Genomic DNA, 26,302 nt, shown 5'->3' on the forward strand with positions numbered 1-26,302 from the left:
CTCATCGGTAGTGCCTGGGATGGTCACCATGAGTTCCGTGCGGCCCGGGAGGACCTCGAGCTCATCGATTGAAACCCGTGATGCGAGCGATTCGGGGAGGTTTTCGATTCTCTGACGCAGCCAGGCTCTGACGTAACGCTCTATCTCGCCTTCATAGGCCCCCGGATCGGAACTGTCGATCTGCACGAGTTCGCGCGCGAGTTTCCAAGCAGCATCTTCGTTTGAGTTCATGGTTCCTCCTAAGCTACGCCTGATGCCATGGTAGGCCTAACCTGCGTTTTGGGTTATGTGGGTGCGCATTTTTGGTCTGTGCCGGCGAGGAAAGCTCTGTTCGGCGTCGTCAAATCGTTGAGCATGCCTTTTGGTAAGCGGTCGCGTTGTTCGTTTGCGCAACAACGGTTGCTCGCAGATATGCCGTTCACGGACCGCTATCCCTAAGCGTATATAACGTCCGCTAACATTCTGTTCGGTAACCAAACCATGTGTCATTAAGCATTGACTCGCGGCGGCTGCCGGATATGTGATCTCTGTCGTTGCGCTTATGGCGCGATTTCGATGCCATCTGTTGGTGAGGGAGGCTAAGCGCCCATGAAGGATACGTTTGACCAGTCGTTGCCGCGGACGTTCGAGGAGTTCAACGAGCAGCGCAAGACAAGCTTCATTCGCCTTAAGGACTTCAAACAGGCCGGTAATCGCCTTGTCGGATACCTTTGCAGCTATACGCCGCTCGAGATCGTGGACGCCGCGGGAGCTGCGGGCGTTTCCCTCTGTGGCACGTCTGACGAGGTGATTCCCGAGGCGGAGAAGGTCCTTCCCGCCAACCTCTGCCCTCTTGTCAAGTCGACGTTCGGCTTCGCGTACTCCCAGAAGTGCCCGTTCACGCATTTCAGCGACATCATCATTGCCGAGACCACATGCGACGGCAAGAAGAAGATGTACGAGCTTCTGAATGACCTTAAGGAGACGTACGTCCTCCACCTTCCGCAAGGACGAGACCGCAGCTACGAGCGCGAGGCCTGGTGCAAGGAGTGCCGCCTTTTAAAGGAGCGTCTCGAGGATCTCTACGGTATCACGATTACGGATGATGACCTGAGGGGCGCCGCGGCAAGGCGTAACCGTCTCCGCGCCGCAAAGCTCGCGATGTATGGCCTCCAAGCATGCGAGCCTCCCGTCATGAGCGGCGTAGAGCTCATGAGCACGATGTTCGCGGGTACGTTTAACTTCGATGTCGACGCCTATATCGAGAAGCTCGAGACTGTGACTGCTGCTCGTCGCGCTGCTTACGAGGCCGGCGAGCGTCCGATCCCAGCGGACGCGAAACGCATTCTCCTCACGGGCTGTCCCGTGGGTGGCGTCATCAACAAGATCGGTCGCACTATCGAGGTGAACGGCGGGGTCGTCGTCTGCATGGACGATTGCTCTGGCGAGCGTACGGCTCGCATGATGGTGGATGTCGACGCGCCTGACATCCTGCGCGCCATCTCTGACCGCTATCTCCAGATCAACTGTTCCGTCATGACCCCCAATGAGGGCCGCATGGAGAACACGCTGGCGATGTGCGAGAAATACCACGTCGATGGAGTCATCGAGAACGTGCTCTCCGCATGCCATACGTTCAACGTCGAGAGTGCCCGCATGCAGGCGGCCGTCGAGGGCGCTGGTATCCCTTACATGAAGATCGAGACGGACTTCTCCAAGGGCGACCAGGGACAGATCGACACGCGCATCGCCGCGTTCATCGAGACTCTCTAGGGGCGGGGCATGCTTGGGATCGGAATAGACATTGGGTCCACGGCAACGAAGCTTGCCGTCATCGATGGCGGTGGGGACACCCTCTTTACAAGGCAGATGCTCACGGGCTTTTCGAGTGTGGACGCCTCGGACCGTGCCCTCGAGGAGCTTCGCGCGGCTGGATTTGATCCCTCTGATTCCGAGGCGCGCCTGGTTGCGACCGGATACGGGCGCATAGCCGTTCCGTATGCTGACAAGGTCGTTACGGAGATCACCTGTCATGGCGTGGGTGCCGTGAGGCTCTTCGGGCCCGAAGGTACCGTTATCGATGTCGGTGGCCAGGACACCAAGGTGATCACGCTTCGCGCCGGTCGCGTTGCCAAGTTCGCGATGAACGATAAGTGCGCCGCTGGTACGGGGCGCTTCCTCGAAATCATGGCGGACAGACTTGGCGTCTCGCAAGAAGTGCTCTCGCGCCTGGCTGCCGAGGGTGAGCCGACGAAGATTTCGAGCATGTGCACCGTCTTCGCGGAGTCCGAGGTAATCAGCATGATTGGCCGAGGGGAGCCTCGAGCAAACATTGCGAATGGCGTCATGGACAGCGTGTTGGGGCGAGTCGCGGCACTCGCCGGGCAAGGTTCGGGTGCTCCGTACTTCCTCACCGGAGGTCTTTGCGAGAACGACTATTTCGTTACCCAGCTTGGCGAAAGGCTTGGGGCGCTGGTCACGACATGCCCGCAGGCAAGATTCGCGGGCGCGCTTGGTGCTGCCGAGCGAGCACTTGCCCTTGTTGGGTAGATAAGGCGTATTCGATTCAGGCGTAAGCCTGACAACTGGGTTGGAGACATCATGGACATGACGGGAGTCAAGCTTACCGAGCTCGTAGAGGCCGCTGGTTGCGCTGCGAAGCTCGCGCCAGGGTACCTTTCGCAGGTTCTCGCGGATTTGCCCCGCGTCGCAAGTGACAAGTTGCTCGTCGGCTTCGACTCTTCTGACGACGCTTACGTCTATGACCTGGGCGATGGTAGGGGCCTCGTGGGGACGACAGATTTCTTCCCCCCGATGGTCGATGACCCGTATCTCTTTGGCCAGGTGGCAGCTGCAAACGCTCTTTCTGACGTATGGGCCATGGGCGGCAAGCCCACACTTGCGCTTAATCTCCTTTGCTTCCCCAATTGCCTTGGCCTTGAGGTGGCGGGGCAGATTCTTGCAGGAGGTGCCGACAAGTGCCGTGAGGCGGGCGTGATCGTTGCCGGGGGCCACTCCATCAATGACCACGAGCCTAAGTTCGGCCTTGCCGTTACCGGTTTCGTGGACCTCGACCACCTTCTTGCGAATGCTGGCGCTCGCGAGGGAGACGCGCTCGTGTTGACGAAGGCACTCGGCACCGGTGTCCTCACAACCGCCTACAAGGGCGGGATTCTCGACGAGGATGGCGTCCGCGTCGCGACCGACTCCATGATCACGCTCAACAAATACGCCGCGGAGGCCCTTGGTGGCCTCTCCGCGCATGCGGCGACCGATGTCACGGGCTTCTCGCTCATGGGTCATGGCTGCGAGATGGCGGAGGCGAGCGGCGTCACGCTCGAGATATGGGCCGCTCGTGTGCCGTTGCTTGCGCGGGCGCGGGAAATGGCGGCCATGGGCCTCATTCCCGCCGGCGCCTACCGCAACCGCGATTTCTTCGACCCACGCGTCGAGGTGGGGCCTGGCGTTCCGCTTGACCTCGCGGACGTCTTGTTTGACCCCCAGACCTCGGGCGGCCTCCTCGTCGCCATGCCCGAAGAAGAGGCTGATGGATATGTTGCCCGGCTGAGGGAACTGGGGCAGCCAGCTGCGGTGATAGGTCGTGCGGTTGCTCGCGGAGAACGTTCCGTCCACGTTACGATGTAGATTCGCTTCGAGAAAGGAAGCCCAAATATGTCTGAGAACAAGCTCGTCATCGATGCTCGCGGAGACGCCTGCCCCATCCCTGTCGTCAAGACGCTGAAGGCGCTCGGCGCGCTCGGCGGGGCTGGCGTGGTCGAGACCATCGTCGACAACAAGATCGCCGTTGAGAACCTCTCTCGTATGGCTACCTCCAAGGGCTGCGCCAGCAGCGTTGAGCAGACTGGCGACAAGGAATGGCATGTCGTTACCACGGCCAACGGTGCCGTTGAGGTGGCCGCCGGCGAGCCCGAGGCCGTTACCTGCGCTGCTCCCACGGACAACGTGGTCGTCCAGATCGCGAGCGACGCCATGGGCACGGGTGATGACGTCCTGGGCAAGAAGTTGCTCAAGGGCTTCATCTTCTCTCTGACGCAGCTGCCGCGTCTGCCCAAGACCATCCTGCTCTACAACGGCGGTGCCCATCTCTCCTGCGAGGGCTCGGATTCGCTCGAGGACCTCAAGAATCTCGCCGATGCCGGCGTTGAGATTCTTACCTGCGGCACCTGCCTCGACTTCTATGGCATCACCGACAAGCTCGCCGTTGGCGAGGTCACCAACATGTACGTGATTACCGAGAAGCTCACTGGCGCATCCGTGGTCGTGAGGCCCTAGTGCCGCGCGTTCCGAGGCCCGCTCTCGTCGTGGCGTTTCCCACGACGGCGGCTGCCATGAGTTGCGAGGAGCTTTGCCAGTCTCGGGGCCTGCCCGGGCGGATGATTCCCGTTCCCGGCCAGGTCTCCGCTGGCTGCGGGCTTGCTTGGAAGGCGACACCAGAGGATCGTGCCCTTCTCGAGCCCGCCCTCTCTGGGGCGGGCGTTCCCGTTGAGGGGTTCTTCACGGTTGAGCTGCTTGAATTCGTGAGGGAGTAATTGCCTGGACCGGGGCTTGGCCTTTGGAGGACGACGCCATGATTTATCTCGATAACGCTGCTACGACGATGCGAAAGCCGCAAGAGGTCATCGACGCCGTGGCAACTGCCATGGGTACGCTCGGCAACGCTGGGCGTGGGGCGAGCTCAAGTGCCATGGGTGCCGCTCGCACTATTCATGAGTGCCGAGAGCGCGTGGCGAGGCTTCTTGGCTGCCCGAGAGCCGATCATGTTGCCTTTGCTCCCAACTCGACGGCGGCCCTCAACTGCGCCATCAATGGCCTGGTAGGCGAGGGTGACCGCGTGGTGACCACGGTGCTTGAGCATAACTCGGTTCTTCGTCCGCTGAATAGGCTCGCTGCCGAGCGCGGTGTCCTCGTTGAGCATGTGGGTTGTGATGAGTTCGGCCGCCTGGACATGGAGGAGCTTGAGCGCCTTGTCGTTTCGGGGACGCGAGCCGTCATCGTGACCGGAGCCTCAAACGTCACCGGCAATGCCGTGAATGTCGCGCGCGTCTCTCGTATCGCGCACGCCGCCGGGGCCGTTTGTGTCGTGGACGCCTCGCAAAGCGCGGGTATCATCCCTATCGACATGGTCGGGCAGGGGTTGGATGTTGTCTGCTTCACCGGTCACAAAGCGCTGATGGGCCCTCAGGGAACGGGAGGTCTTGCTGTGGCCGAAGGCGTCGACGTTCGCCCTTGGAATGTGGGCGGCACCGGCGTGCATAGCTTTGACCCAATGCAACCTGAGGACTGGCCCACTCGCCTCGAGGCGGGTACCCTCAACGGACATGGCCTAGCTGGTCTCACGGCGGGCCTCGAGTTCCTTGATGCCAACGGAGGTGTCAAGGCGATGGGCGAGCACGAGGTAGCCATGGCGCGACGTCTCTACGAGGGCGTGAGTGATATCGAAGGCGTGGCCGTCTACGGCGATTGGGGGACTTTCTCGTCTGACGAGTCTCCTCTCCGCGCGGGTGTCCTGTCCCTTAACGTCGGAGACATCTCGTCCGCCGACGTGTCGGACATGCTTATGCAGGGCTGGGGCATTGCGACGCGCCCGGGCGCCCACTGCGCGCCTCTTATGCATGAGGCGCTCGGCACGCGCGAGCAGGGCGTGGTTCGCTTCTCCACGAGTTGGTTCACTACCCAGGAGGAGATAGATATGGCAATCGAGGCCGTTCGGGAGATCGCGCAGGGCTAACTACGTTCCGCGTGGTTTAACGGTGTCAAGATATCGCCCGCTCGCTAGCGTTTGGGCTAACGGGCGGGCGATTTACCACCGTGGGCTGATGCCATCTTCTAGCTACTGGATCTCTGCGAGATCGTGTCTGCGGATGCTGCCTGCGAGCATGGGCACCTTCATGCCCATGGCGATGAGCTCCTCGTTAAAGGCGTGCGCAGCTTCAATCGTCTCTGGGCTTTCTGCCTGGTTGACTATGATCAGGTTCGGGTCTATGACACCCCTCCTGGCCTCCGTGGCTAGATGCCGGGCGAGAAGCTCTGGCGTAACCGCGTCATCCTGCTCGCAACTCGAGTTCTCACAGAAGATCTCTGCCCTATGAACGCTTTGTGCCACGGGCCTGCCAAAGGCACTTGCGCCAATGACCATGATCGTCAGGTCGCTGCCACCCGGAATGACGGGTTCGTGATCGCTGTGTGCTTTGACGGGCATGTGCCTCGAGCCATCTGCTTCGACGAGTACGAAGTCTGCGAGACTTGCGAGGTTTTGCGGTGCGATCCGCGAGGGCGCCAGTTTGCCTGCATTTCGCGCCTCGTGAGCGGGCGTACCAACGCAGATGACTCGCTGGGTTTTGACCTGTCGCGCGACCTCAAACTCGTCGGCGGACACAACGGTATCAATGCCGCTGAAGGGCAGGAAGTGGGTCGTCGTAGCGAGGATTACGGTCTTTCCCTCGGCGACGAGCTCATCCGCAAGAGAGCGTAGCAGCGTCGTCTTGCCACCTCCGCCGATGACGGACCAAATCGTGCCGTTCGTCTGTCGATCCGGCACGTTCGCAGTACTTTTGATGCCACGATAACAATCCATTAGCAACCCTAACTTATAGTTTGGTATACCGTTGTTGTCGTATGATGACTACGCTTTGCCATAGCGGGAAACTACCCACCATTGTGGCTGTCTTTGGGGAACGGTGAGTTACATGCTCGTTGAGATTCGGGGAGCGGGGGATATCGCTACCGGCATCGCACTTCGCCTGAGGCGCGCCGGGTGCAAGGTCGTCATGTGCGACATTGCGGTCCCCACGTCCATCCGCCGTACCGTCTGCTTTTCAGAGGCCATTCGCCTTGGCTCGTGTGAGGTTGAGGGCGTTTGCGCTCGTCTTGCCAGCTCCTGCGCGGAGGCTCGTTCGATCGTCGTCGGTGGCGACGTCGCGGTCCTCGTCGACCCCGAGGGCGAGAGCATTCCGGAGCTGAAGCCGCAGGTTGTTGTCGATGCCATCCTCGCCAAGAAGAACCTCGGCACGAAACGGTCCATGGCTCCGTACGTCATTGGCGTTGGCCCGGGCTTTTATGCGGGCAGGGACTGCGATGCGGTCGTCGAGACCAATCGAGGGCATTTCCTCGGCCAGGTCATCTGGGATGGCCCAGCCGCTCCCAACACCGGTATCCCCGGCGTTATTGCTGGTCATTCTGCGGACCGCGTGCTGCGCGCCCCCGCAGACGGCGTCTTTGAGCCGGTCCTCCAGATTGGCGACGTCGTGCGCGCCGGCCAGGTTGCCGCGACCGTGTCCGGCGTTCCCATGACTTGCACCATCAACGGTGTCCTGCGTGGCCTTCTCCAGGAGGGCGTTGAGGTGACGGCGGGCATGAAGTCCGGCGACATCGATCCGCGTTGCGAGCGCTCGCACTGCTTCTCCTCGTCTGACAAGGCCCGTGCCGTTGGTGGAGGCGTGCTCGAAGCGATTTGCATGCTTACCTCGAGGTTGGAGGGCTAGGGATGGAAGGCATCTCTCTTCTTCGCCGCGAACTCGCGGAGCTTGAGGCCGGAAGGTCCGTTGCCGAGGCCGTCGTGCTCTCCACTGCGGGGTCGGCCGCCCGCGCTGCCGGCGCCCGGATGGTGCTTCTCGAGGACGGTTCCTTTCTGGGGACGGTCGGCGGCGGCTCTCCCGAGCTCGAGAGCCAGAGGCTCTGCCACGACGTGCTCTCTGGCAAGCCCGCCCTGCGAATGAACTTCAAGCGAGGTGTGGTTGATATCGCCTGCGGGGGCTCTCAGCTCATCGGCATTCGCCGTCTATCGTCTTGCGACATTCCGGCGCTCGAGGTCACTATCGCGTCCGCCGACGCGGGGGCACCCGTCGAGCTTGCCGTCGATTGGTCCGCCTCCGTCCCCGTCGCTGCCGTTGGGGGGTCCGCAGGGGCTGATTCGACCCCGCGAATGGAGGGTGACCTCTATCTTGAGCCCGTGGTGTGCGCTCCTCGGTGCGTCATCTTTGGCGGGGGTCACGTCGGCAGGGCGCTCGTGCCGGCACTCGCCGCGATCGATTTCGACGTCGTAGTCATTGACGACCGTCCGGAGGTGGCTTGCGCCGAGAACTTCCCGGCCGCCTCGAGCGTCATCCTCGGCGATTTCAAGGATATTTCCGCGAGCGTCACGATTGGCGATCGCGATTACGTCGTTGTCATGACTCACGGGCACGCGGCTGACGAAGACGTCGTCGCGCAAGTCGTCGAGGCTCATCCGCTTTATCTCGGCTGCATGGGTAGCAGGAACAAGAGGCGCGTCCTCGAAGGCGTGCTCACCTCTCGTGGCGTCTCTGCGGATGAGATCGCCGCTGTCGATCTTCCCATAGGCCTGTCTATTGGTGCTGTGACTCCCGCGGAGATTGCGGTTTCAATTGCCGCAAAGATGATTGAAGTTCGTTCGGGTCATCGTACTTCTCGGGCGACGGGCTGCCCCAGCTACCTGTAAGAAGGGTCTCATTGCACGACGGTTGCAGCGTCGTGCATAAACATGGCGACCGTTGTGTATTTCTCGAAACAACGAATCGCGTAGATTTCCCGTGGAACGTCGGATTGAAAGGAAGGACCTCCATGAAATCGATCACCCGCAAGCAGGCAATCGCTTCCATCGGGGCGGGTGCCGCCGCCGTCGCTGGCCTCGGGCTCGCCGGATGTGGCGCCTCTGGCTCCGCCGCAGCGACTTCCGCCGCGTCTGACGAGAAGCTCGTCGTCTTTGCCGCAGCAAGCATGACCGAGAGCCTCACCAAGGCGACTGAGTCCTTCTCGAAGGACACCGGCACCGAGGTTAGCTTCAATTTCGATTCCTCCGGCACCCTGAAGACCCAGATTCAAGAAGGTGCCGAGTGCGACGTTTTCATCTCCGCCGGACAAAAGCAGATGAACCAGCTCGATGCCACCGCAGACCCCGAGATCAATACCGAGGGCCTTGACCTTATCGAGTCCGATACGCGCTTCAACATCCTTCAGAACGAGGTCACGCTCGTTGTCCCCGAAGGCAATCCCAAGGGCATCCAGAACTTCGAGGACCTCGCTGACCGCCTCACGGCTGGTGACGTCAAACTCGCCATGGGTAACTCCGATGTTCCCGTTGGGCAGTACACCCAGAAAATCCTGAAGTATTTCAACCTCAACGAGGACGAACTCGTGGCCTCTGGCGTGATCACCTATGGCACCAACGTCAAGGAGGTCACGATCCAGGTGTCCGAGGCAGCTGTCGATTGTGGTGTCATTTACCGCACCGATGCGGTGTCAGCAGGTCTTGCGGTCGTCGATTGCGCCACCAAGGATATGTGCGGCGAGGTCGTCTATCCGATCGCCGTCGTCAAGGGCACGAAGCGCGAGGACGCCGCCAAGTCCTATCTCGAGTTCCTCAAGGGCTCCGAGGCCTCCGCTTGCTTCGAGGAGGTCGGCTTCAAGCCGCTGTCCGCGTAATTGTCGATAGGATCTGAGCCATGGATTGGTACCCGCTCATAAACTCGCTGCGCATCGCCGCCGTCTCGACGGTTGCCGTGTTCTTCCTGGGGCTCGGTGCGGCGTGCGCGATTGCGAAGCTTCCCAGAACGGTAAGGGCCCTGCTCGATGTGGTGCTCACGCTCCCACTCGTCTTGCCGCCGACCGTTGTTGGGTACCTGCTCCTGCTCGTTCTCGGACCCAGACGTCCCATCGGCGCCTGGATGCTCGAAGCCTTTGGGATTCGTCTCACCATGACGTGGTACAGCGCGATCTTCGCGTGCGTTGTCGTCGCCTTTCCCCTTATGTATCGAACGGCTCGCGGTGCCTTCGAGGCCTATGACAAGACCTTGACGCACGCCGCTCTCACTCTTGGCAAGAGCCGCGTGTGGGCGTTCTGGCGGGTCCAGGTTCCCGGTTGCGCCCAGGGCATTCTTGCGGGGGCGGTTCTCGCGTTCGCGCGCGCCCTCGGGGAGTACGGGGCCACGGCCATGGTCGCGGGATATACACCTGGCCAGACCGCAACGGTCTCCACGACCGTCTATCAGCTGTGGCGCACGGGCGATGACGCGCTCGCGTTTCGATGGGTTCTCGTCAACGTCGCCATATCGGCCGTCGTCCTTCTTGCCATGAACTGGCTTGAGGGTAGGGCCCGTACGCAGGGGAGGCGGGCATGAGCCTTTTCGTTGGCATCACAAAACGCCTCGGCGACTTCGTCCTCGACGTGTCCTTCAACGCGGATGACCCGAGCGAGACGCTTGCGATTCTCGGTGCGTCCGGCTGTGGTAAGAGCATGACCCTCAAGTGCATCGCCGGCATCGAGCGCCCTGACAAGGGTCGTATCGTTTTGAACGATCGCGTGCTGTTTGACTCGGAGGCGCGCGTTGACGTGCCGGTGCAAGATAGGCGCGTGGGCTATCTCTTTCAGAACTACGCGCTGTTCCCGACGATGACGGTTCTCGACAATGTCATGGCAGGTGTGCGAGGAGGATCTCGCAACGAGCGTCGCGAGAGGGCTTTGGAGCAGATCCGAGCCTTCCGCCTGGAGGGCCTCGAGGGCTTGCGTCCGGCCGAGCTGTCTGGTGGCCAGCAGCAGCGTTGCGCCCTCGCGCGCATCATGGCGAACGATCCGGAGCTCCTCCTTCTCGACGAGCCCTTCAGCGCGCTTGACGGTTACTTGCGTTGGCAGCTCGAGCTCGAGCTCGGAGACACGCTTCGCGCGTTTCCCGGAGGCGTGGTGTTTGTCACGCACAGTCGCGACGAGGTGTATCGCATGAGCCAGCGCGTTTGCGTGCTCGACCATGGCAAGAGCGGCCGTACGGTGCCCACCCGCGAGTTGTTCGATACCCCCGCGACTCTGGCGGAGGCCCTCATCAGTGGTTGCAAGAACGTGAGTGCGGCGCTGCCGGTGGGAGAGACTTCCCTTGTCTGCACGGATTGGGGCGTGACCCTTGATTGCGCGCGTCCGGTCGAGGGCTGCGACCACGTTGGCCTCCGCGCGCACTTCCTAAGGGTTGTCGAGGCTGATGGTCGAGCCGTGGATACCCTTGGTGACGCGCCCACGGGGTTTGGGAGTGAGGCCGTGCCAAATCGCGGCGAGCTCGACAAGACCGTCAACCTCATCCCCTGCGAGGTGGCGCGCGTTATCGACAACGTCTTCTCGACCATCGTTATGTGCTCAAGTCCCGGTGGCGGGATGCTTCGCGTCGAGCTCGAGAAGGCGGCGTGGGCTTCGCTTGAGAACCCCTCACGCGTTACGCTTGAGGTTGCCCCGTCTGACGTCATGTGCTTGGAGGCGTAGGGAACGTGCAAGACACCTTTGGAAGAACCATCAGCTACATGAGGCTGTCCGTCACGGACAAGTGCAATTGTCGATGCATCTACTGCATGCCCCGCGGGGGCGTCGCCCGTCACACTCATGGAGAGGTCCTCTCGTTCGAGGAAATGGCGGAGATCGTCCGAGCCGCGTCGAAGCTTGGCGTCCGCAAGGTTCGCGTTACGGGCGGCGAGCCGCTGGTGAGGCGAGGAATCGTGGACCTTGTCGCTATGCTCTCCGGCATAGGGGGCATCGACGAGGTCGATATGACGACGAACGGAACCTTGCTCGCGCCTCTCGCGAAAGACCTTCGCGCCGCCGGGCTAACTCGCCTTAACATCTCGCTCGACACGCTTCGTCCCGATCGCTACCAAGAGATTTCACGCGTCGGCGAGCTCTCGGACGCTCTGGACGGAATACGCGCTGCCAAGCTGGCCGGTTTTCCGCCGCCAAAGATAAACTGTGTGCTCATGGGCGGAGTGAACGACGATGAGGCGGCGGACTTCGTTGACATTGCACGAAGGGAGCCCGTTGAGGTTCGCTTTATCGAGCTCATGCCCATGGGAGAATGTGCCTGCTGGCCGAAGGAGCGTTTCGTTTCCGGCGACGTCGTCCTCGAAGCGGTGCCCGAGCTCGAACGCGTTGGCGAGGGTGGCGTGGCGGAGCTCTACTCCGCACCGGGGTTTCTCGGGCGTGTCGGGCTCATTCGCGCCGTGAGCCACAGATTCTGCTCGGGATGCGACCGTGTCCGCGTCACGGCGGACGGCAGGCTCAAACCCTGCCTTCACTCCGCCACCGAAGTGCCTCTTCGCGGCTTGCATGGCTCGGAGCTCGAGCGCGCCATCGCCCGTGGCATCGAGGCCAAGCCGGCTCATCACAACCTCGTCCCGGGGCTTCGCTCGAGCGAGACCCCGAGGGACATGTTCGAGATAGGGGGCTAGGGTGGAGGATTCCCAGACCACATCGGCAAGCATTCGCGATGCCGAGTTCACGCACGTAAACGAGCAAGGCCGTGCCCGCATGGTCGACGTTGGCGGCAAGCCTGTGACGGTTCGAGTCGCGCGCGCCGCCGCGAAGGTGCTCATGGCTCCGAGCACGCTCGAGCTTGTGCGGACCGGTGGCACACGCAAGGGCGATGTCCTCGCTGTCGCCCAGGTAGCCGGCATTATGGCCGCAAAGCGCACGTGGGAGATTATTCCGATGTGCCACCAGATTCCGCTTTCCGGCGTGGATATCAACTTCGCGCTAGAGGATGACGGGATCGCGATTGAGGCCACGGCTCGCTGCAAGGGGGAGACCGGTGTGGAGATGGAGGCGCTCACTGCAGCATCCGTGGCCGCGCTGACCATCTATGACATGTGCAAGTCGCATCAGCGTGATATGGAGATCACGGCTGTTCGCCTTATGGAGAAGACTGGGGGCCGTAGCGGCCATTTTGTGAGGGGAGAGTAGCGTGGGAGAGTTCGTCGTTTCGCCCGGAGCCCTTGCGGGCGAGGTCATTGCCGTCTGCACGAGCGCCGAGAAGGGCGTTCGCAAGCAGTCTGTTGCTTCCATTGAGCTAGAGATGGGCACCGGCGTCGTCGGTGATGCGCATTCTGGAGCCTGGCACCGCCAGGTGAGCCTGCTGCCGGGTGAGGCCGTTGATGACCTGCGCCAGGTTCTGCCCAATCTCAGGGCGGGCGACTTCGCGGAGAACATCCTTACGCGCGGTCTCGACCTCAAGTCGCTTCCCGTGGGTACGGTCATTTCCGTCGGGGAGGCGCTCCTCGCCGTGACGCAAATCGGCAAGAAATGCCATAACGACTGCGAGATTAAGCGCCTGGTGGGAAAGTGCGCCATGCCGAGCGAGGGCATCTTTACCGTTGTCATTCGAGGGGGAGAGGTTCGCCCCGGCGACGAGGTGCACGTCATGGAGGTGAGTCGCTAATGAGGGAACTTCCCGTTCAGCAGGCAGTGGGACACGTGCTCTGCCACGACATGACCCAGATCATTCCCGGCAAATTCAAGGGGGCTCGTTTCCGTAAGGGCCACGTCGTGGCTCCGGAGGACGTCGACGTGTTGCTCTCGATGGGCAAGCGCAGCGTTTATGTGCTCGAGCTCGAGCCGGGCATGCTTCACGAGGATGACGCCGCCATTCGCCTCTGCGAGATCATGGAGGGTGACGGTTGCGTTCGCTCGCCCGAGATCCGCGAGGGCAAGATCGAGTTGCGTGCTGCCCACGACGGGTGCTTTCGCGTACGGAGCGAGGCGCTTGCCGCCGTTAACTCGGTGACGCAGGTCATGGTAGCCACGCGCGCCGGTAACACGGCGGTTCATGCTGGCGATAAGCTCGCGGGAATGCGCGTCATTCCGCTTGTGATCGAGGAGTCAAAGCTTGAGGAGGCCCGCCGCGTGGCTGACGCTTGCGCTGGCGAGGGGCCCGTCTGTGAGGTTCTGCCTTACAAGCTCCGTCGCGTTGGCATCGTCACCACGGGCAGCGAGGTCGCCGCGGGGCTTATCGAGGATTCGTTCACTCCCGTCGTCAAGAGCAAGCTCGCCGAGTACGGCATGGAGTGCGTTGCCCACGAGATGCCCGGCGACGATGTCGAGGATATCGTCGCCGCGATCAGGCGCGTGCGCGAGGCGGGTGTTGACCTCGTTGTCTGCACCGGTGGCATGAGCGTCGACCCGGACGACAACACCCCTGGTGCCATCCAGGAGAGCGGTGCCGAGATGGTGACCTACGGCGCGCCCGTCCTTCCGGGCGCCATGGTCTTCGTGGGATACTATGTCGATGGCACCCCCGTGCTTGGTCTTCCTGGCTGCGTGATGTTCGCGCGAGCCACGATTCTCGACCTCATCATGCCTCGCGTCGCGGCGGGCGTACGCCTGACGCGCGCGGATATCGTCGCCTATGCAGAGGGCGGACTCTGTCTCGGCTGCGAGGAGTGCCACTACCCAATCTGTCCCTTCGGCAAGTAGGCTTTGGCTAGTAGGAGTGCGCATGAGCTGCCATGACAAGGACGTCGTCTCGTCTTATACCGCAACCGTCATCACCGTGAGCGATCGCGCGAGTGCTGGTGTCTATAAGGATGAGGCGGGTCCTGCCGTGGCGGCCCTTCTTTCTGAGTCCGGTTTCGAGGTCGTCTCGACCGGCGTCGTCCCAGACGAGCGCGCGAGTATCGAGCGTGCGATTCGCGAGGCCGCCACTTTGGACGTCGCTCTCGTTGTCACGGCGGGCGGTACGGGCCTTTCTCCCCGGGACGTAACGCCTGACGTTACGGCTGACGTCTGTGACCGCCTTGTGCCTGGCATCGGCGAGGCCATGCGCGCCGCTTCCGCCAAGATTACGCCCTTCGCCTGGCTCTCTCGCGCTACGGCCGGAACTTTGGGTCGCACGCTCGTTGTCAACGTTCCCGGCTCTCCCAAGGCATCCGTGGAGAACCTCGCCGCCGTGATCGAGCCCGTCAGGCACGGTCTTAAGGTTCTCCGTGCGGAGGGCCCTCTTGACTGCGCAGCCGAACGCCTCGCATCGGCCGTTCGCGGTCTGGCCGAGAAGCCTGTCGTGCTTTTTGATTTTGATGGCACCCTTGCGGACACGAAGCCCTGCATCGTGAGGACGGCAACTCAGGTGCTTCGCGAATGGGGCCTGACCGATGAGGAGATCGGCGACGCCGGGAGACTCGTGGGCCCTCCTTTTCCGCTTGCCTATTCGCTCGTCTATGGCCTCTCGGAGGATGACGCCGCCGAGGTCACTCGCCGCTATCGCGAGATTTACGCGGGCCTCGGTCCCGAGAGAAATCCGTTGTTCGACGGTGTTCGCGAGTTGCTCACGGAGCTCAAGACCCGAGGCAAGAGACTCGCCATCGTGTCTTCGAAGATGGAGCGCTTCGTCCGCATGGCCCTTCAGCAGACTGGCATCGAGGACCTCTTCGAGGAGGTCGTCACCCAGACGGGGGTCAAGGATCCCGGAAAGGCCGGTCTTATCGCTGAGGCCCTATGCCGCCTCGACGCTGAGCCCGAGGATGCCGTTATGCTCGGAGACAGGCACTATGACATCGAGGGCGCCGTCGCGACGGGCGTCGACTCTATCGGCGTTTACCTTGGCGATACCGCTCCCGCGGGAGAGCTGGAAAACGCCGGTGCTACGGCTATCGCTACGAGCGTCTCTCAGATGGGCCGCTATCTTTTGGGCGAGTAGCCAGCTTGGGATGGCGCGGCGGTCGCTATCCGCCCTCTGCCGTGATGCCATTCGCCTCCGTTTGCGGATGCGACCGATACCGTCTGGCCTCGCTTGGGTACAAGCAAGCTAACGACAACGCGCACACGAGTGCGGGAGAGGGGCAATCATGGCTGACATCACAGAGGGCATTCGCAAGGCGTTTCTTGCTGGCGTGGGTGCCGTCGCCCTTGGCGCCGAGAAGACCACGGAACTCGTGGATTCGCTCGTCAAGAAGGGCGAGCTTACGGTCGAGCAGGGCAAGGACCTCAACCGAGAGCTCACCCAGAAGGCTAAGGAGACCGTGGATGGCGCCCAGGATTCCGTTCTTCGCGCCCGCCTGTCCACGATGACCCCTGAGGAGCGCGCGGCTTTCATCGACCGCGCCAAGGAACTTGCGAGCGACCTTGACGCCAAGGCCTCTGCGGCAACCAAGGTTCCCGTTGAGGCGGACTCTGTCGAAGACGCCACAAAGGAGTAGCGAGGCTTGAACGAAGACCTCGAAAAGAACGAGAGAGCCGCCGCCCCTGACGCTTCCGGTCCGGGAGCGGTTTCTTGTGGCTCAGCTTCGCCCTCGATGACGCAAAGTCCGGCTTCTTTTGACTGCGCTCGCGATTCAGGCTCTCCCGACGAGATGAGGAGCCCAGATGACGCGCTGCGCCCCGATGCGACTCCGGCCGAGGCTGAGGACGCAATGTGGGAGGCCGCGCTCGCCGGCGTCGAGGGCGAGCTCGACGACGACTCTGATTCCGTGACGATTGGCCTTCTTCGAGGTGCTCGCAGAAATGATGCGAGCCGCTATGGGGTCTCGCGGAAGCGTCGGCATGCGCGTCTGCTTCAGATATTTGCGATTGTCCGCAAGTACGATGTTCTCGGTGGTATCACGCCCGTCAAGTTCCGCCGGATGCTCGAGGAACTTGGTCCCACCTTCGTTAAGGCGGGGCAGATCCTGTCCATGCGCTCGGAGATCCTCCCGGAGCAGTTCTGCGAGGAACTTACGCGCCTCAGGAGCGACGTCGAGCCAATGCCGTACGAGACCGTTCTCGCCGTGCTCGAAAGCGAGTACGGTGGGGATCTCGGCGAGATATTTGATGCTATTGGCGAGCGACCCTTGGGCTCCGCCTCGGTGGCGCAGGTCCATCGCGCGCGCCTCTCCTCGGGCGAAGACGTTGCGATCAAGGTGCAGCGTCCCCATGTTCAGGAGGTCATGGCGCAGGATATCGACATCATGCGCTCTCTCGTACGTCACCTGATGCCCTTCTTCAAGGGCGAGCAGTTCCTCGACCTCACGAGCGTCGTCGAAGAGCTGTGGGACACCTTCCGGGAGGAGACGGACTTCCTCGTCGAGGCGCGTAACCTCGAGGAGTTCAGGCGTAACAACGAGGATTGCAAGTTCGTGACTTGCCCTAAGCCCTATATGGACCTTTGCACGAAGCACATTGTCGTGATGGAGTACATCGACGGCATCACCATCTCGACTCCCGCCAAGCTCATCGAGGCCGGCTATGACCTCACCGAGATTGGCACCAAGCTTGTGGACAACTATGCCTCCCAGCTCCTCGATGACGGCTTTTTCCACGCCGATCCGCATCCGGGCAACATCGAGGTCCTTGGTGGGCAGATAGTCTTTCTCGACCTCGGCATTACGGGCCGCCTGTCCCTAAGCCTTCGACGCATCATGCGCGACATGATCTTCTCGGTGGCGGAGCGGGACACGCCAAAGCTCAAGAGCGCCCTGCTCAGGCTCTCTTCTACGAGCCCCGAGGACGTGGATCATGGCGAGCTCCTCGCTGACCTCGACGAGGTCGTCGACGAGTTTGGCACCGTTAACCTATCCGAGCTCGATCTTGGCAATTTCCTTGGACGCATCATTGCGCTCTCGCGGAGGAATGGCATCGAACTGCCGGGTCAGATCACGAGCATGGCACGCGGCCTCGTGACACTTGAAGGCGTTCTTGACGAGTTTCTGCCTGGCGTCAACATGATTGACATCATCTCCCAGCATATCCGTGTTCATACGGATCGCTCGGCAAAGATCAAGCGCGATGTGGGGGAGCTCGCCATACGTAGCAAGGCCGCGACCAAGGGTCTTCTGGGCGCCGCGGCTCAGGCGGAGCTTGCCATGAGCATGCTCACGCGAGGGCAACTCAAGATCAACATGGATTTCGTCGGTTCTGAGGACCCCATCGACGACCTCTCCCATATCGCGGACCGTCTAACCCTTGGCGTACTGTGCGTTGGTTTCCTCATTGCCGCCAGTGCGATCGTCATGAGCACAGAGCCTGGCGGCGCAAGATTCATGGTCTTTGACGTTCCCGGCTTCGCCTTCGTGTGTTATCTGATTGCCTTTGTCATCGCGTTCTTCGTCTTCCGTGATATTTGGGCTCGCCACAGGAGGAAGCACCGCTAGCGTCATTCGGGCTCGCCACGGGAGAAGGCGACGCTAGCGACATTCGGGCTCCCCGTAGGAGGAGGCACCACTAGCTTGTCGGGCGTTGTGGTCGATACGATTTTTCGCATACACGCGTGTAGATTTGGCTCCTGCTTGATAACACCTGCGTAATGGCGTGTTTCGGCTTCATGACAATCGGGTATAAATGAGACTTAAACCCGATTCGGTGCCGTAAAGTCTTCAGGCAAGACAATCCGAGAAAAGGAATCCCATGGCTGACGCCAAGAACATGATTGAGATTCGTGGTCTCAATAAGTATTTCGGAGACGTCCACGTCCTCAAGGATATTAACCTTACCGTCAAGGCTGGCGAGAAGCTCGTCATCATCGGGCCGTCTGGCTCCGGCAAGTCTACGCTCATCCGTTGCGTGAATTACCTTGAGGAGCCCACCACCGGCACTATCACGATTGATGGTACTGAGCTTACGCGCAAGAACCATCTTGAGATGGCGCGCAAGTACTCGTCGATGGTGTTCCAGCAGTTCAACCTGTATCCCAACATGACGGTTCTCGGCAACCTCACGCTTGCGCCTATTAAGCTTCAGAAGAAGAGCAAGGAAGAGGCCACCGAGGCCGCTATGGCTGCCCTCAGGCGTGTTGGCCTAGAGTCGAAGGCGGGGGAGTACCCGCAGAACCTCTCTGGTGGCCAGCAGCAGCGCGTCGCCATCGCGCGCGCCCTCTGCACCAAGCAGCCGATCATCCTGTTCGATGAGCCGACGAGCGCGCTCGACCCCGAGATGGTCCAGGAGGTCCTCAACGTCATGGTTGAGCTCGCCCAGGAGAACATCACGATGATGTGCGTCACTCACGAGATGGGCTTTGCTCGTGAGGTTGCCGATCGCGTCATCTTCGTTGAGGACGGAAGGATTATCGAGGAAGGCACGCCCGAGCACTTTTTCGAGAACCCCCAGAACGAGCGCACGAAGCTCTTCCTTTCCAAGATCCTGCGCTGACTCAGGGTCTGGTCTTCTTTCGTCCGAAGACCATTTTGCAAGTGCATTTGCCCGTGTGAACGGGCTGGCAAGCGGTGGTAGCGCCGCTTTTGAAGTAGATGACTACCTGCAACTGAAAGAGGTATCCCATGAAGAACATCTCTCGCCGTCAGTTCGTCGTAACCCTCGGTGCCTCCGCCGCTGCCGTCGCCGGTCTTGGCCTTGTCGGCTGCGGTGGTAGCTCCTCCAGCTCGTCCGACTCCAAGCTTCAGACCATCAAGGATCGCGGCAAGCTAAAGTGCGGCGTCAAGAAGGACGTCGTGGGTTATGGCTTGCTCGATACCGCCACTGGCAAGTACGAGGGCCTCGAGATTGACCTGTGCTATATGGTTGCCGCCAAGGTCTTTGACGTCTCTTATGAGGAGGCCAAGGATCAGGACCTCTGCGAGTTCACCGACGTCACCCCGAAGACCCGCGGCCCGCTTATCGATAACGACACCCTCGACTTGATTTGCGCCACCTACACCATTACGGACAAGCGCAAGGAGGATTGGGACTTCACCGATCCCTATCGCACGGACCACGTCGGCATCCTCATCAAGAAGGGGTCCATGTCTACCATGGCCGACCTCGACGGCAAGCACATCGGCGTCTCCCAGGGCTCGACCACCAAGGATCTCGTCCTTCAGATGCTCGAGGACAATAACATTGCCGCCACGCCCGTCTTCGACGAGTACCCGGATTATCCCTCCATCAACTCCGCCCTTGACGCCGGCCAGATTGATGCCTTCGCGATGGACCGTTCCACGCTGAAGACCTACACGACCGATGACAAGGAGCTCCTGCAGCCCGAGATCGAGTTCGGCGCCCAGGATTACGGCATCGCCACCAAGAAGGGCTGCGACTTCTCTGAGGTCACCGAGGAGGTCGTCAAGGAGGTCACTTCCAACGGCTGGATCGACGAGGAAGTCTCTGCTTGGGGCCTGCTCTAGGATTGCTTCGCCCGGCTCCTTATGGGGTCGGGCTTCCGTGCCGCCTGGACTTTAGCCTGGGCGGCACGATGTATGTTTTGACGAAGGGATAGAGATGCTAGACGGACTCCTCGATGCGAAGCGATGGGAGCTGACCCTCGCCAGCATGGGCGATCTCTGGTCGGGATTCGGGCTTACGCTCAAGGTCGTGTTTGCTGGCCTGGTGCTTTCGATCGTTCTCGGCACGATTCTCGGCGTGTTCTCCACGACGCGCTCTAACGTTCTTAGGGCTATCAGCCGTGTCTACGTCGAGTTTTACCAGAACACGCCTCTGCCGGTCCAGGTCTTCTTCATGTACATGGCGGGGCCCAAGATTCTGCAGGTCATCCTTCATACGGATAGCCCGGTCCGTACCTCCGCCTTCGCGCTTGGAGCCATCGGCGTCGGGCTGTATCACGCGGCCTACATCTCCGAGGTCATTCGTACGGGCATCGAGAGCGTTCCTCGCGGTCAGATGGAGGCGGCCCTGTCGCAGGGTTTCTCTCGTATTCAGGCCTATGGGTACATCATTCTGCCCCAGACCTTCAAGGTGATCCTCCCTCCGCTGTGCAACCAGGCTCTCAACCTCGTTAAGAACAGCTCCGTGCTCGCCCTCATTGCTGGCGGCGACCTGATGTACAACGCGGATGGCTTTGTCTCCACGTATGGCTATCTGCAGGGCTACATCATGGCTTGCGTTCTGTACTTCATCATCTGCTTCCCCCTGGCGCTTCTCGTCCAGTGGCTCGAGGCTCGTTCCAAGAGGCGCCCGCGCGCAAAGGTGATTCCTGGCGTTACGCCTGAGACTGCGAAGGAGGCGTAGGTCATGGAGGTATTTAGCTCAGCAAACGTCATGTTCATGCTCGGTGGCTTTGTCAAGACGCTCGAGATTTCTGCTCTCTCAATCTTCTTCTCGCTTATATTTGGCACGGTTCTTGCGCTTGTGAAGGCATACGGTGTCAAACCGTTCTCACTTCTCGTCAGCGCCTATATCGAGCTCTTCCGATGCACGCCTAACCTTCTCTGGATCCTCTTCATTTACTTCACGGTCAAGGGTAACGACGTCTTCATTTCCACTCTTGCGTTTACGGTCTTTACCTCGGCCGTTATGGCAGAGATCGTCCGCGGAGGTCTCAACTCCATTCCCCAGAGCCAGTTCGAGGCTGCCCAGAGCCAGGGCTTTGGGTTCTTCGCGACCATGCGCCTCATCATCCTGCCTCAGACGTTCAAGACGATCATCCCCGCTCTGTTCAGCCAGTGCACGACGGTCATCAAGGACAGTTCCTATCTTGCCGGCATTAACGTCGCCGAGTTCATGTATACCTCTAAGGTAGTTATGGCAAAGACACAGAGCCTTAATGAGGTCCTCCTCGTCTACGGCTTTGTGTTCCTGCTGTACTTCGCCCTGAACTTCGGCATCTCCCTGTTCGTTCGTGCCTACCAGCGTCGCCAGGTCGCGGCCTAAAGGAGCAACCATGACCGAGAACTTCTCTGAGGTAAGCCCTGATATCTCTACCTATCCCGTAGTCATCGCCATTGCGCGCGACTTTGGTGCGGAGGGCCACGAGATTGGCAAGATGCTGTCAGTCGAACTTGGCATACCTCTGTATGACAACGAGGTTCTCGTACGCGCCGCTATGCGTGCCGGAGTGACGACGGATCAGATCGCCGCCTATGACGAGAGCCTTGCAGCCGAGGTTGCCGCCTTCCTTCCCGATCGCGTTGACGCGCGATCCGTTGCGGATAAGCTCTTCAAGCAGATGGAGGGCGTTATTCGTGACCTCGGGTCGAGCGAGAGCTGCATTATCGAAGGCCGTCTGTCTGACTACATCCTTCGCGATAATCCCAACCTCATTACCGCGCTCGTAACTGCCCCGCTTGAGGCTCGTATCGAGATCGTCCGCTCGAAGCGCGACATCTCTGAGAAGAAGGCCCGCAAGCTGGTTAAGCGCATGCAGCGCGCCCGCGAGATGTTCTACAAGCGCTATTCTGCTGGCAAGTGGACGCTTCATGCCGGCAAGGACGTCGTCGTTAACCGTGCACGCTTTGGTCGCCAGGGCTGCGTCGACATTCTTGCCGCAGCTTACAGGACGAAGCTTGCCGCTGTTGAGCGCGCTCGCGCGGAGCGCAGCGCCTCCGCCGGTTCCGAGGATACGCCTGTGGCGGAGTAGGGAAGGGACGCGCGCCGTCTGCCTTCATAGAGCTAGAAGTTGATAGCCGGCCAGGGCGACACCCCGGCCGGCTGTTTTCGTGCTTATGGTGTGGGTGTCGGGAAGAATTGCCGCGTGGGGTACACTAGTCAAGTAATGGCCGCACGGCGCTCACGCTGTATGCGACACCATCCGGACTCAGGAATCGCATGGCTCAGAATCCCGAAAACAACATCAAGGCGGAGCAAGCCACCCATGTGGACGTTGCTCCCAAGCACAAGCCTCATGCCCCTAAGCCCAGGCTTGCCGGAGCTCCTGCTCCCATGCACAAGGGATCGGTGGCTGAGGAGCGGCCTCAGGACCCTGACAAGAAGCAGGCGGCTAAGGGTGCCCAGTTTATCGGTCTCGTTTTTGCTGCCTACGTCGCCTTCCTGTTTTTCTCCGGACAAATCGACTCGTTCGTTGAGGCCTTCCAAAACGTAGAGGCTCCGTGGCTCGTTGGCGCCGTTGGCTGCATTTGCATGTACTTTATGCTCGGTTCCCTTGCCTACGCCGTTGCTGTGTATCTCGACCATGACTCTCCCGTGGGCTTTCGCGACCTCATGGCGGTGGAGGCTTCCGGCAATTTCTTCGGCAACCTCACGCCAATGCAGATGGGTGCACTTCCCTCTCAGATTTATCAACTCACCAAGGCCGGCCTCTCCGTTGGCGCGGCTTCCGCCACGCAGTTCACGCGCTTCATCATGTTCCAGCTCGGTGTCGTCCTCTTCGCTGGCATCATGCTCTGGGCCAAGCTTGGCTTCTTCCTTGACTCCTACGGCGATATCGTCCTTCTTAACCTGCTTGTTTTTGCGGGTCACGCACTTGAGCTGATTGGTCTCTTCATCGTCTGTCTGTGCCCTAATTTTGTCAGGCGCGCGGGTTCTTCTCTGCTCCGCTGGGCCAATGGCCATGGGTGGGTCAAGAACTACAACAAGTGGAATGACATGATCAACGTGCAGGTGAATCAGTTCTCCACCGCTTTTCGTCGTTCGGCTGCTAACATCCCCGACATGGTGATCACGCTTGTCATCACCATGTGCCAGCTTGGCTTTCTCTATACGATTCCCTGGTTCGTCATTCATGCTTTTGGTCTTGAGGCAGACTTCCTTACCTGTCTCGCTGCGGGCTCGATGGTTCAGCTTGTTGCCACTGCCGTACCTCTTCCTGGCGGCACCGGGGGAGCCGAGGGTGGATTCGCCCTGTTCTTTGGCCCGATGTTTGGTGGATATGCGACTGCCGGATTTCTTGTCTGGCGTGTAGTCACGTTCTTCTTCCCGACATTCGCCGCGCTTCCGCTCCTGGGCCTTAAGAGTACGAGCACGGAAAGCATCTATCACCGTGTTCAGCGCTGGTCTGGTCGCGGTGGGAAGAGGAAGGTGCGTTTGGCGCACGGTGCCGTGAGCTACAATCCGTCTAATCCTCCACGCAAGACGACCAAGTTTGTCGTCAAGGGCTCATCTCGCACGTCTGGATCCAACAAATAGGCAGTTCGCGGGCCGTGGCTTAGGTCGGGCCCTTTTGCATGCAGTGGTATTGAGTAGCCAATGCCCCGAGCCGCGTTTTCGCGGTTCGGGGCTTTCTTGTTTTTGCGGCTTCCTTCGGAGCTTTCTTATCTCTAGACGCTTCGCGGAATTCCCTCAGCGCATAAAATTGGCCCCGCCGGCGCAGTTACGTCGACGGGGCTTGGTGACACGATGAACCAAGTGCGGGCCCAGACATGGCAATTTCGGCTCCGCCCTGTTTAAACGTCCGGGCTAGAGTGCCATGCCCTTTGCACGCTCGAGACGGGCGAGGGCGTCAGCCTTGCCGACGAGCTCGATCACGACGCCCAGCGGAGGACTCACGAGATTGCCGCAGATGGCAGCTCGAATCGCCTGGAAGACGATGCGCTTCTTGGCGTCAAGCTGATCAGGGAGCTGCTCCAGCGCTGCGTCGACGGCCTCGGCGTTCCAAGAATCGGGGGAGACGCCCTCGAGTGCCTTGATGGCGGCGTCGAGGATAGCAGCCATTCCCTCCTTGGCGAGACCCTTAGAGACGGCCTTCTCCTCGTAGGGGAGGGTCTCAGCCGAGTCAAACACCATGGAGCAGATGCCAGCGACGTCACCGAGGTGCTTGGTGCGCGGGCGGACGACCGAGGCGAGGGTGGCGAACCACTCGGGCGTGCGATCGTTGGCGTCCTTGATGAGGCCGGCCTCGAGAAGCTCGGGAATCATAATCTTCTCGGCGAACTCGTCATCGCTCATTGCGGCGAGGTACTCGGCGTTGATCCAGTCGAGCTTCGTCGGGTCAAACGTGGCGGGGTTCTTCGAGACGCGGTCGAGGGAGAAGGTGCTTGCGAGCACGTCGCGCGGGACGATGGTCGTTTCGCCGTCCGGAGACCAACCGAGAAGTGCGAGATAGTTGACGAAGGCGTCCGGCAGGTAGCCGGCATCGCGGAACTCCTCGACGCTCGTGGCGCCGTGGCGCTTGGAGAGCTTCTTGCCATCCGCGCCAAGGATCATGGAAATGTGCGCGAAGACGGGAACGGGAGCCCCGAGTGCTTCGTAGACCATGACCTGGCGAGGGGTGTTGGAGAGGTGGTCATCGCCGCGGATGACGTGGGTGATACCCATGGCGGCGTCGTCGACGACGGTGGCGAAGTTGTAGGTAGGCGTTCCGTCGGAGCGGAAGATGACGAAGTCGTCAAGCTCCTTGGCATCGAACGTCACGTCGCCGTGGACGGCATCGTGGATGACGACGTCGCCGCGGTCCTCCGGGACCTTGATTCGGAGGACGTAGGGCTCGCCAGCCTCGATGCGGGCCTTCGCCTCGGCCGGATCGAGGTTGCGGCAGCGGCGCTGATAGCCTTGGAAGGGGTCCTTGCGCTCCTGGGCGGCCTTCCTGTCCTCGGCGAGTTGTTCGGTGGTGCAGAAGCAGGGGTAGGCACGGCCCTCGTCCCAGAGCTTTTGTGCGGCGGCCTTGTACATCTCTAGGCGCTCCGTCTGAGCGTAGGGGCCAAAATCTCCGCCTACCTCGGGGCCCTCGTCCCAATCGAGACCCATCCAACGCATGGCGCGGAGAATCACCTGGGTGTTCTCGTCAGTCGAGCGCGTCGGGTCGGTGTCATCGATGCGAAGGATGAAGGTGCCGTTGTTCGCGCGTGCGAATGCCCAGTTGAAAATGGCCGTTCGCGCCCCGCCGACATGGAGCTTGCCGGTGGGCGAGGGGGCGAAGCGAACGCGTACTGGCGTGGTGCTGTCGGACATGAAGATAGTCCTCTCGTTATTTGTTCACATACGCCAGACAGTATAACGCGTGGCCTGGCGGTATACTCTCCCTGAACATGTATGCGACTCAAGGAGGCATAACTGTGAAGGGTATTGTCCTTGCTGGTGGCTTCGGAACGCACCTGTATCCCATGACGTTCTCGGGTTCCAAGCACCTTCTGCCCATCTATGACAAGCCGCTCGTCTATTACTCCCTGGCCACGCTCATGAAGGCGGATATCCGCGATGTCCTGTTCATCGTGAACCCCCAGGATATGGCTTCCTACCAGGCCCACTTCGGCGATGGCTCGCAGCTCGGTATGAATATCAGCTACAAGGCCCAGGTCAGTCGCGATGGCATCGCTCAGGCATTCCTCATCGGCGAGGACTTCATTGGCGACGATCGCGTCGCCCTCATTCTCGCGGATAGCATCTTCTATGGCTCGGGATTCGACCTGAACCTTCGCGAGGCGCTCGATCGAGACAAGGGTGCCACGGTCTTTGGCTATCGGGTGAATGACCCCGAGCGCTTTGCCGTCATAGACTTTGGCCAGGACAAGAAGGTCACCTATATCGAGGAGAAGCCGGAAGAGGCGCGCACCAAGTACGTCGCCACTGGTCTTTACGTCTACGATAACAAGGTCGTCGAGTACGCCAAGAAGCTCAAGCCTTCCGCGCGCGGCGAGCTCGAGATCACGGATCTCAACCAGATGTACCTCGATCACAAGCAGCTTTACACCACCACGCTGCCCGAGGGCTTTGCCTGGTTCTCTCCCCGCACCGTTGACGAGCTCTTCCATGCTGGCGAGTTCATCCGTGTCGTCCAGCAGTCTACGGGCACGAAGATCGCCTCTATCGAGGAAATCGCGTACCGCAAGGGTTGGATCGGCCGCGCCCAGCTGCTGTCTCTGGCTTCAAAGATCGCCAAGACCGAGTACGGCAAGTATCTTGAGGGCATCGCGCTTTCCACGGAGAGCGCTAAGTAGGTAGATGGTTCAACCC

The 26,302-nt window shown here is 60.8% G+C and carries 27 protein-coding genes and 1 pseudogene; 25 read left to right on the forward strand and 3 right to left on the reverse strand.

Going from position 1 to position 26,302, the window contains the following annotated elements:
• Positions 1–231 (reverse strand): annotated as a pseudogene (locus Q0H23_RS07570) (M20 family peptidase); the annotation flags it as partial.
• 357 nt (positions 232–588) lie between these two features.
• On the opposite strand from Q0H23_RS07570, the gene Q0H23_RS07575 reads away from it, so the two are divergent.
• Genes Q0H23_RS07575 through Q0H23_RS07600 form a run of 6 tightly spaced genes read left to right on the forward strand, consistent with a single transcriptional unit; the run spans position 589 to position 5,728 of the window.
• On the forward strand, positions 589–1,752 hold the full coding sequence (locus Q0H23_RS07575) for a double-cubane-cluster-containing anaerobic reductase (RefSeq protein ID WP_293837151.1): 1,164 nt from the start codon (positions 589–591) through the stop codon (positions 1,750–1,752).
• A gap of 9 nt (positions 1,753–1,761) precedes the next feature.
• Positions 1,762–2,529: an acyl-CoA dehydratase activase gene (locus tag Q0H23_RS07580; protein ID WP_293837154.1), complete on the forward strand. Its 768-nt coding sequence runs from the start codon at positions 1,762–1,764 to the stop codon at positions 2,527–2,529.
• A 57-nt stretch (positions 2,530–2,586) separates the two neighbouring features.
• Positions 2,587–3,624, forward strand: a complete 1,038-nt coding sequence (gene selD, locus Q0H23_RS07585) for a selenide, water dikinase SelD (protein ID WP_293837200.1) — start codon at positions 2,587–2,589, stop codon at positions 3,622–3,624.
• 27 nt (positions 3,625–3,651) lie between these two features.
• On the forward strand, positions 3,652–4,272 hold the full coding sequence (gene yedF / locus Q0H23_RS07590) for a sulfurtransferase-like selenium metabolism protein YedF (protein WP_293837156.1): 621 nt from the start codon (positions 3,652–3,654) through the stop codon (positions 4,270–4,272).
• 29 nt (positions 4,273–4,301) lie between these two features.
• Entirely contained in the window at positions 4,302–4,529 is a 228-nt protein-coding gene (locus Q0H23_RS07595) for a DUF3343 domain-containing protein (RefSeq protein WP_293814642.1), read from the forward strand.
• A 38-nt stretch (positions 4,530–4,567) separates the two neighbouring features.
• Entirely contained in the window at positions 4,568–5,728 is a 1,161-nt protein-coding gene (locus tag Q0H23_RS07600) for an aminotransferase class V-fold PLP-dependent enzyme (protein WP_293837158.1), read from the forward strand.
• A gap of 102 nt (positions 5,729–5,830) precedes the next feature.
• Here Q0H23_RS07600 and yqeC read toward each other — a convergent pair whose 3' ends face one another.
• Positions 5,831–6,574 carry a selenium cofactor biosynthesis protein YqeC gene (yqeC, locus tag Q0H23_RS07605; protein ID WP_293837160.1) on the reverse strand — a complete coding sequence of 248 codons (744 nt, stop codon included), beginning with the start codon at positions 6,572–6,574 and terminating at the stop codon, positions 5,831–5,833.
• A 112-nt stretch (positions 6,575–6,686) separates the two neighbouring features.
• On the opposite strand from yqeC, the gene yqeB reads away from it, so the two are divergent.
• From yqeB to Q0H23_RS07695, 18 genes are all read left to right on the forward strand, one after another.
• Positions 6,687–7,481, forward strand: a complete 795-nt coding sequence (gene yqeB / locus Q0H23_RS07610) for a selenium-dependent molybdenum cofactor biosynthesis protein YqeB (RefSeq protein ID WP_293837162.1) — start codon at positions 6,687–6,689, stop codon at positions 7,479–7,481.
• Positions 7,482–7,483: 2 nt separating this feature from the next.
• Positions 7,484–8,455, forward strand: a complete 972-nt coding sequence (locus tag Q0H23_RS07615) for an XdhC/CoxI family protein (protein ID WP_293837164.1) — start codon at positions 7,484–7,486, stop codon at positions 8,453–8,455.
• 122 nt (positions 8,456–8,577) lie between these two features.
• Positions 8,578–9,438 carry a molybdate ABC transporter substrate-binding protein gene (modA, locus tag Q0H23_RS07620; RefSeq protein WP_293837166.1) on the forward strand — a complete coding sequence of 287 codons (861 nt, stop codon included), beginning with the start codon at positions 8,578–8,580 and terminating at the stop codon, positions 9,436–9,438.
• A 20-nt stretch (positions 9,439–9,458) separates the two neighbouring features.
• Positions 9,459–10,133: a molybdate ABC transporter permease subunit gene (gene modB / locus Q0H23_RS07625; RefSeq protein ID WP_293837168.1), complete on the forward strand. Its 675-nt coding sequence runs from the start codon at positions 9,459–9,461 to the stop codon at positions 10,131–10,133.
• The gene (locus tag Q0H23_RS07630) at positions 10,130–11,257 is read left to right on the forward strand and encodes an ATP-binding cassette domain-containing protein (protein ID WP_293837170.1); all 1,128 of its coding nucleotides are present in this window, start codon (positions 10,130–10,132) and stop codon (positions 11,255–11,257) included. Before modB ends, Q0H23_RS07630 begins: the two co-directional genes overlap by 4 nt.
• Positions 11,258–11,262: 5 nt before the next feature.
• The gene (gene moaA / locus Q0H23_RS07635; protein WP_293837172.1) at positions 11,263–12,213 is read left to right on the forward strand and encodes a GTP 3',8-cyclase MoaA; all 951 of its coding nucleotides are present in this window, start codon (positions 11,263–11,265) and stop codon (positions 12,211–12,213) included.
• A 1-nt stretch (position 12,214) separates the two neighbouring features.
• Positions 12,215–12,724: a cyclic pyranopterin monophosphate synthase MoaC gene (gene moaC / locus Q0H23_RS07640; protein ID WP_293837174.1), complete on the forward strand. Its 510-nt coding sequence runs from the start codon at positions 12,215–12,217 to the stop codon at positions 12,722–12,724.
• A gap of 1 nt (position 12,725) precedes the next feature.
• Positions 12,726–13,199, forward strand: a complete 474-nt coding sequence (locus Q0H23_RS07645; RefSeq protein WP_293837176.1) for an MOSC domain-containing protein — start codon at positions 12,726–12,728, stop codon at positions 13,197–13,199.
• Complete coding sequence (locus tag Q0H23_RS07650; protein WP_293837178.1) at positions 13,199–14,233, forward strand: molybdopterin-binding protein; 1,035 nt, start codon at positions 13,199–13,201, stop codon at positions 14,231–14,233. Before Q0H23_RS07645 ends, Q0H23_RS07650 begins: the two co-directional genes overlap by 1 nt.
• 22 nt (positions 14,234–14,255) lie before the next feature.
• Positions 14,256–15,452: a molybdenum cofactor synthesis domain-containing protein gene (locus Q0H23_RS07655; protein ID WP_293837180.1), complete on the forward strand. Its 1,197-nt coding sequence runs from the start codon at positions 14,256–14,258 to the stop codon at positions 15,450–15,452.
• A 148-nt stretch (positions 15,453–15,600) separates the two neighbouring features.
• Complete coding sequence (locus Q0H23_RS07660) at positions 15,601–15,951, forward strand: hypothetical protein (protein ID WP_293814525.1); 351 nt, start codon at positions 15,601–15,603, stop codon at positions 15,949–15,951.
• A gap of 153 nt (positions 15,952–16,104) precedes the next feature.
• Positions 16,105–17,880 carry an AarF/UbiB family protein gene (locus Q0H23_RS07665; protein ID WP_293837182.1) on the forward strand — a complete coding sequence of 592 codons (1,776 nt, stop codon included), beginning with the start codon at positions 16,105–16,107 and terminating at the stop codon, positions 17,878–17,880.
• A 271-nt stretch (positions 17,881–18,151) separates the two neighbouring features.
• A complete protein-coding gene (locus Q0H23_RS07670) occupies positions 18,152–18,874 on the forward strand; it encodes an amino acid ABC transporter ATP-binding protein (RefSeq protein WP_366509952.1) in 723 nt (240 codons plus the stop codon).
• 128 nt (positions 18,875–19,002) lie between these two features.
• Entirely contained in the window at positions 19,003–19,845 is an 843-nt protein-coding gene (locus tag Q0H23_RS07675) for a transporter substrate-binding domain-containing protein (RefSeq protein ID WP_293837186.1), read from the forward strand.
• Between the two features lie 94 nt (positions 19,846–19,939).
• Entirely contained in the window at positions 19,940–20,686 is a 747-nt protein-coding gene (locus tag Q0H23_RS07680) for an amino acid ABC transporter permease (protein ID WP_293837188.1), read from the forward strand.
• A gap of 3 nt (positions 20,687–20,689) precedes the next feature.
• The gene (locus Q0H23_RS07685) at positions 20,690–21,328 is read left to right on the forward strand and encodes an amino acid ABC transporter permease (RefSeq protein WP_293837190.1); all 639 of its coding nucleotides are present in this window, start codon (positions 20,690–20,692) and stop codon (positions 21,326–21,328) included.
• 10 nt (positions 21,329–21,338) lie between these two features.
• Positions 21,339–22,034: a cytidylate kinase-like family protein gene (locus tag Q0H23_RS07690; RefSeq protein WP_293837192.1), complete on the forward strand. Its 696-nt coding sequence runs from the start codon at positions 21,339–21,341 to the stop codon at positions 22,032–22,034.
• Positions 22,035–22,222: 188 nt separating this feature from the next.
• Positions 22,223–23,539, forward strand: coding sequence for a lysylphosphatidylglycerol synthase transmembrane domain-containing protein (locus tag Q0H23_RS07695; RefSeq protein ID WP_293837194.1), 1,317 nt, complete (start codon positions 22,223–22,225; stop codon positions 23,537–23,539).
• Between the two features lie 270 nt (positions 23,540–23,809).
• Here Q0H23_RS07695 and gltX read toward each other — a convergent pair whose 3' ends face one another.
• The gene (gene gltX, locus Q0H23_RS07700) at positions 23,810–25,300 is read right to left on the reverse strand and encodes a glutamate--tRNA ligase (protein WP_293837196.1); all 1,491 of its coding nucleotides are present in this window, start codon (positions 25,298–25,300) and stop codon (positions 23,810–23,812) included.
• Positions 25,301–25,404: 104 nt separating this feature from the next.
• Here gltX and rfbA point away from each other — a divergent pair, with 104 nt between their 5' ends.
• Positions 25,405–26,286, forward strand: coding sequence for a glucose-1-phosphate thymidylyltransferase RfbA (rfbA, locus tag Q0H23_RS07705; RefSeq protein ID WP_293837198.1), 882 nt, complete (start codon positions 25,405–25,407; stop codon positions 26,284–26,286).
• The last annotated feature ends 16 nt before the right edge of the window (positions 26,287–26,302 follow it).

Source organism: uncultured Parolsenella sp. (assembly GCF_934660935.1).
GTDB lineage: Bacteria > Actinomycetota > Coriobacteriia > Coriobacteriales > Atopobiaceae > Parolsenella.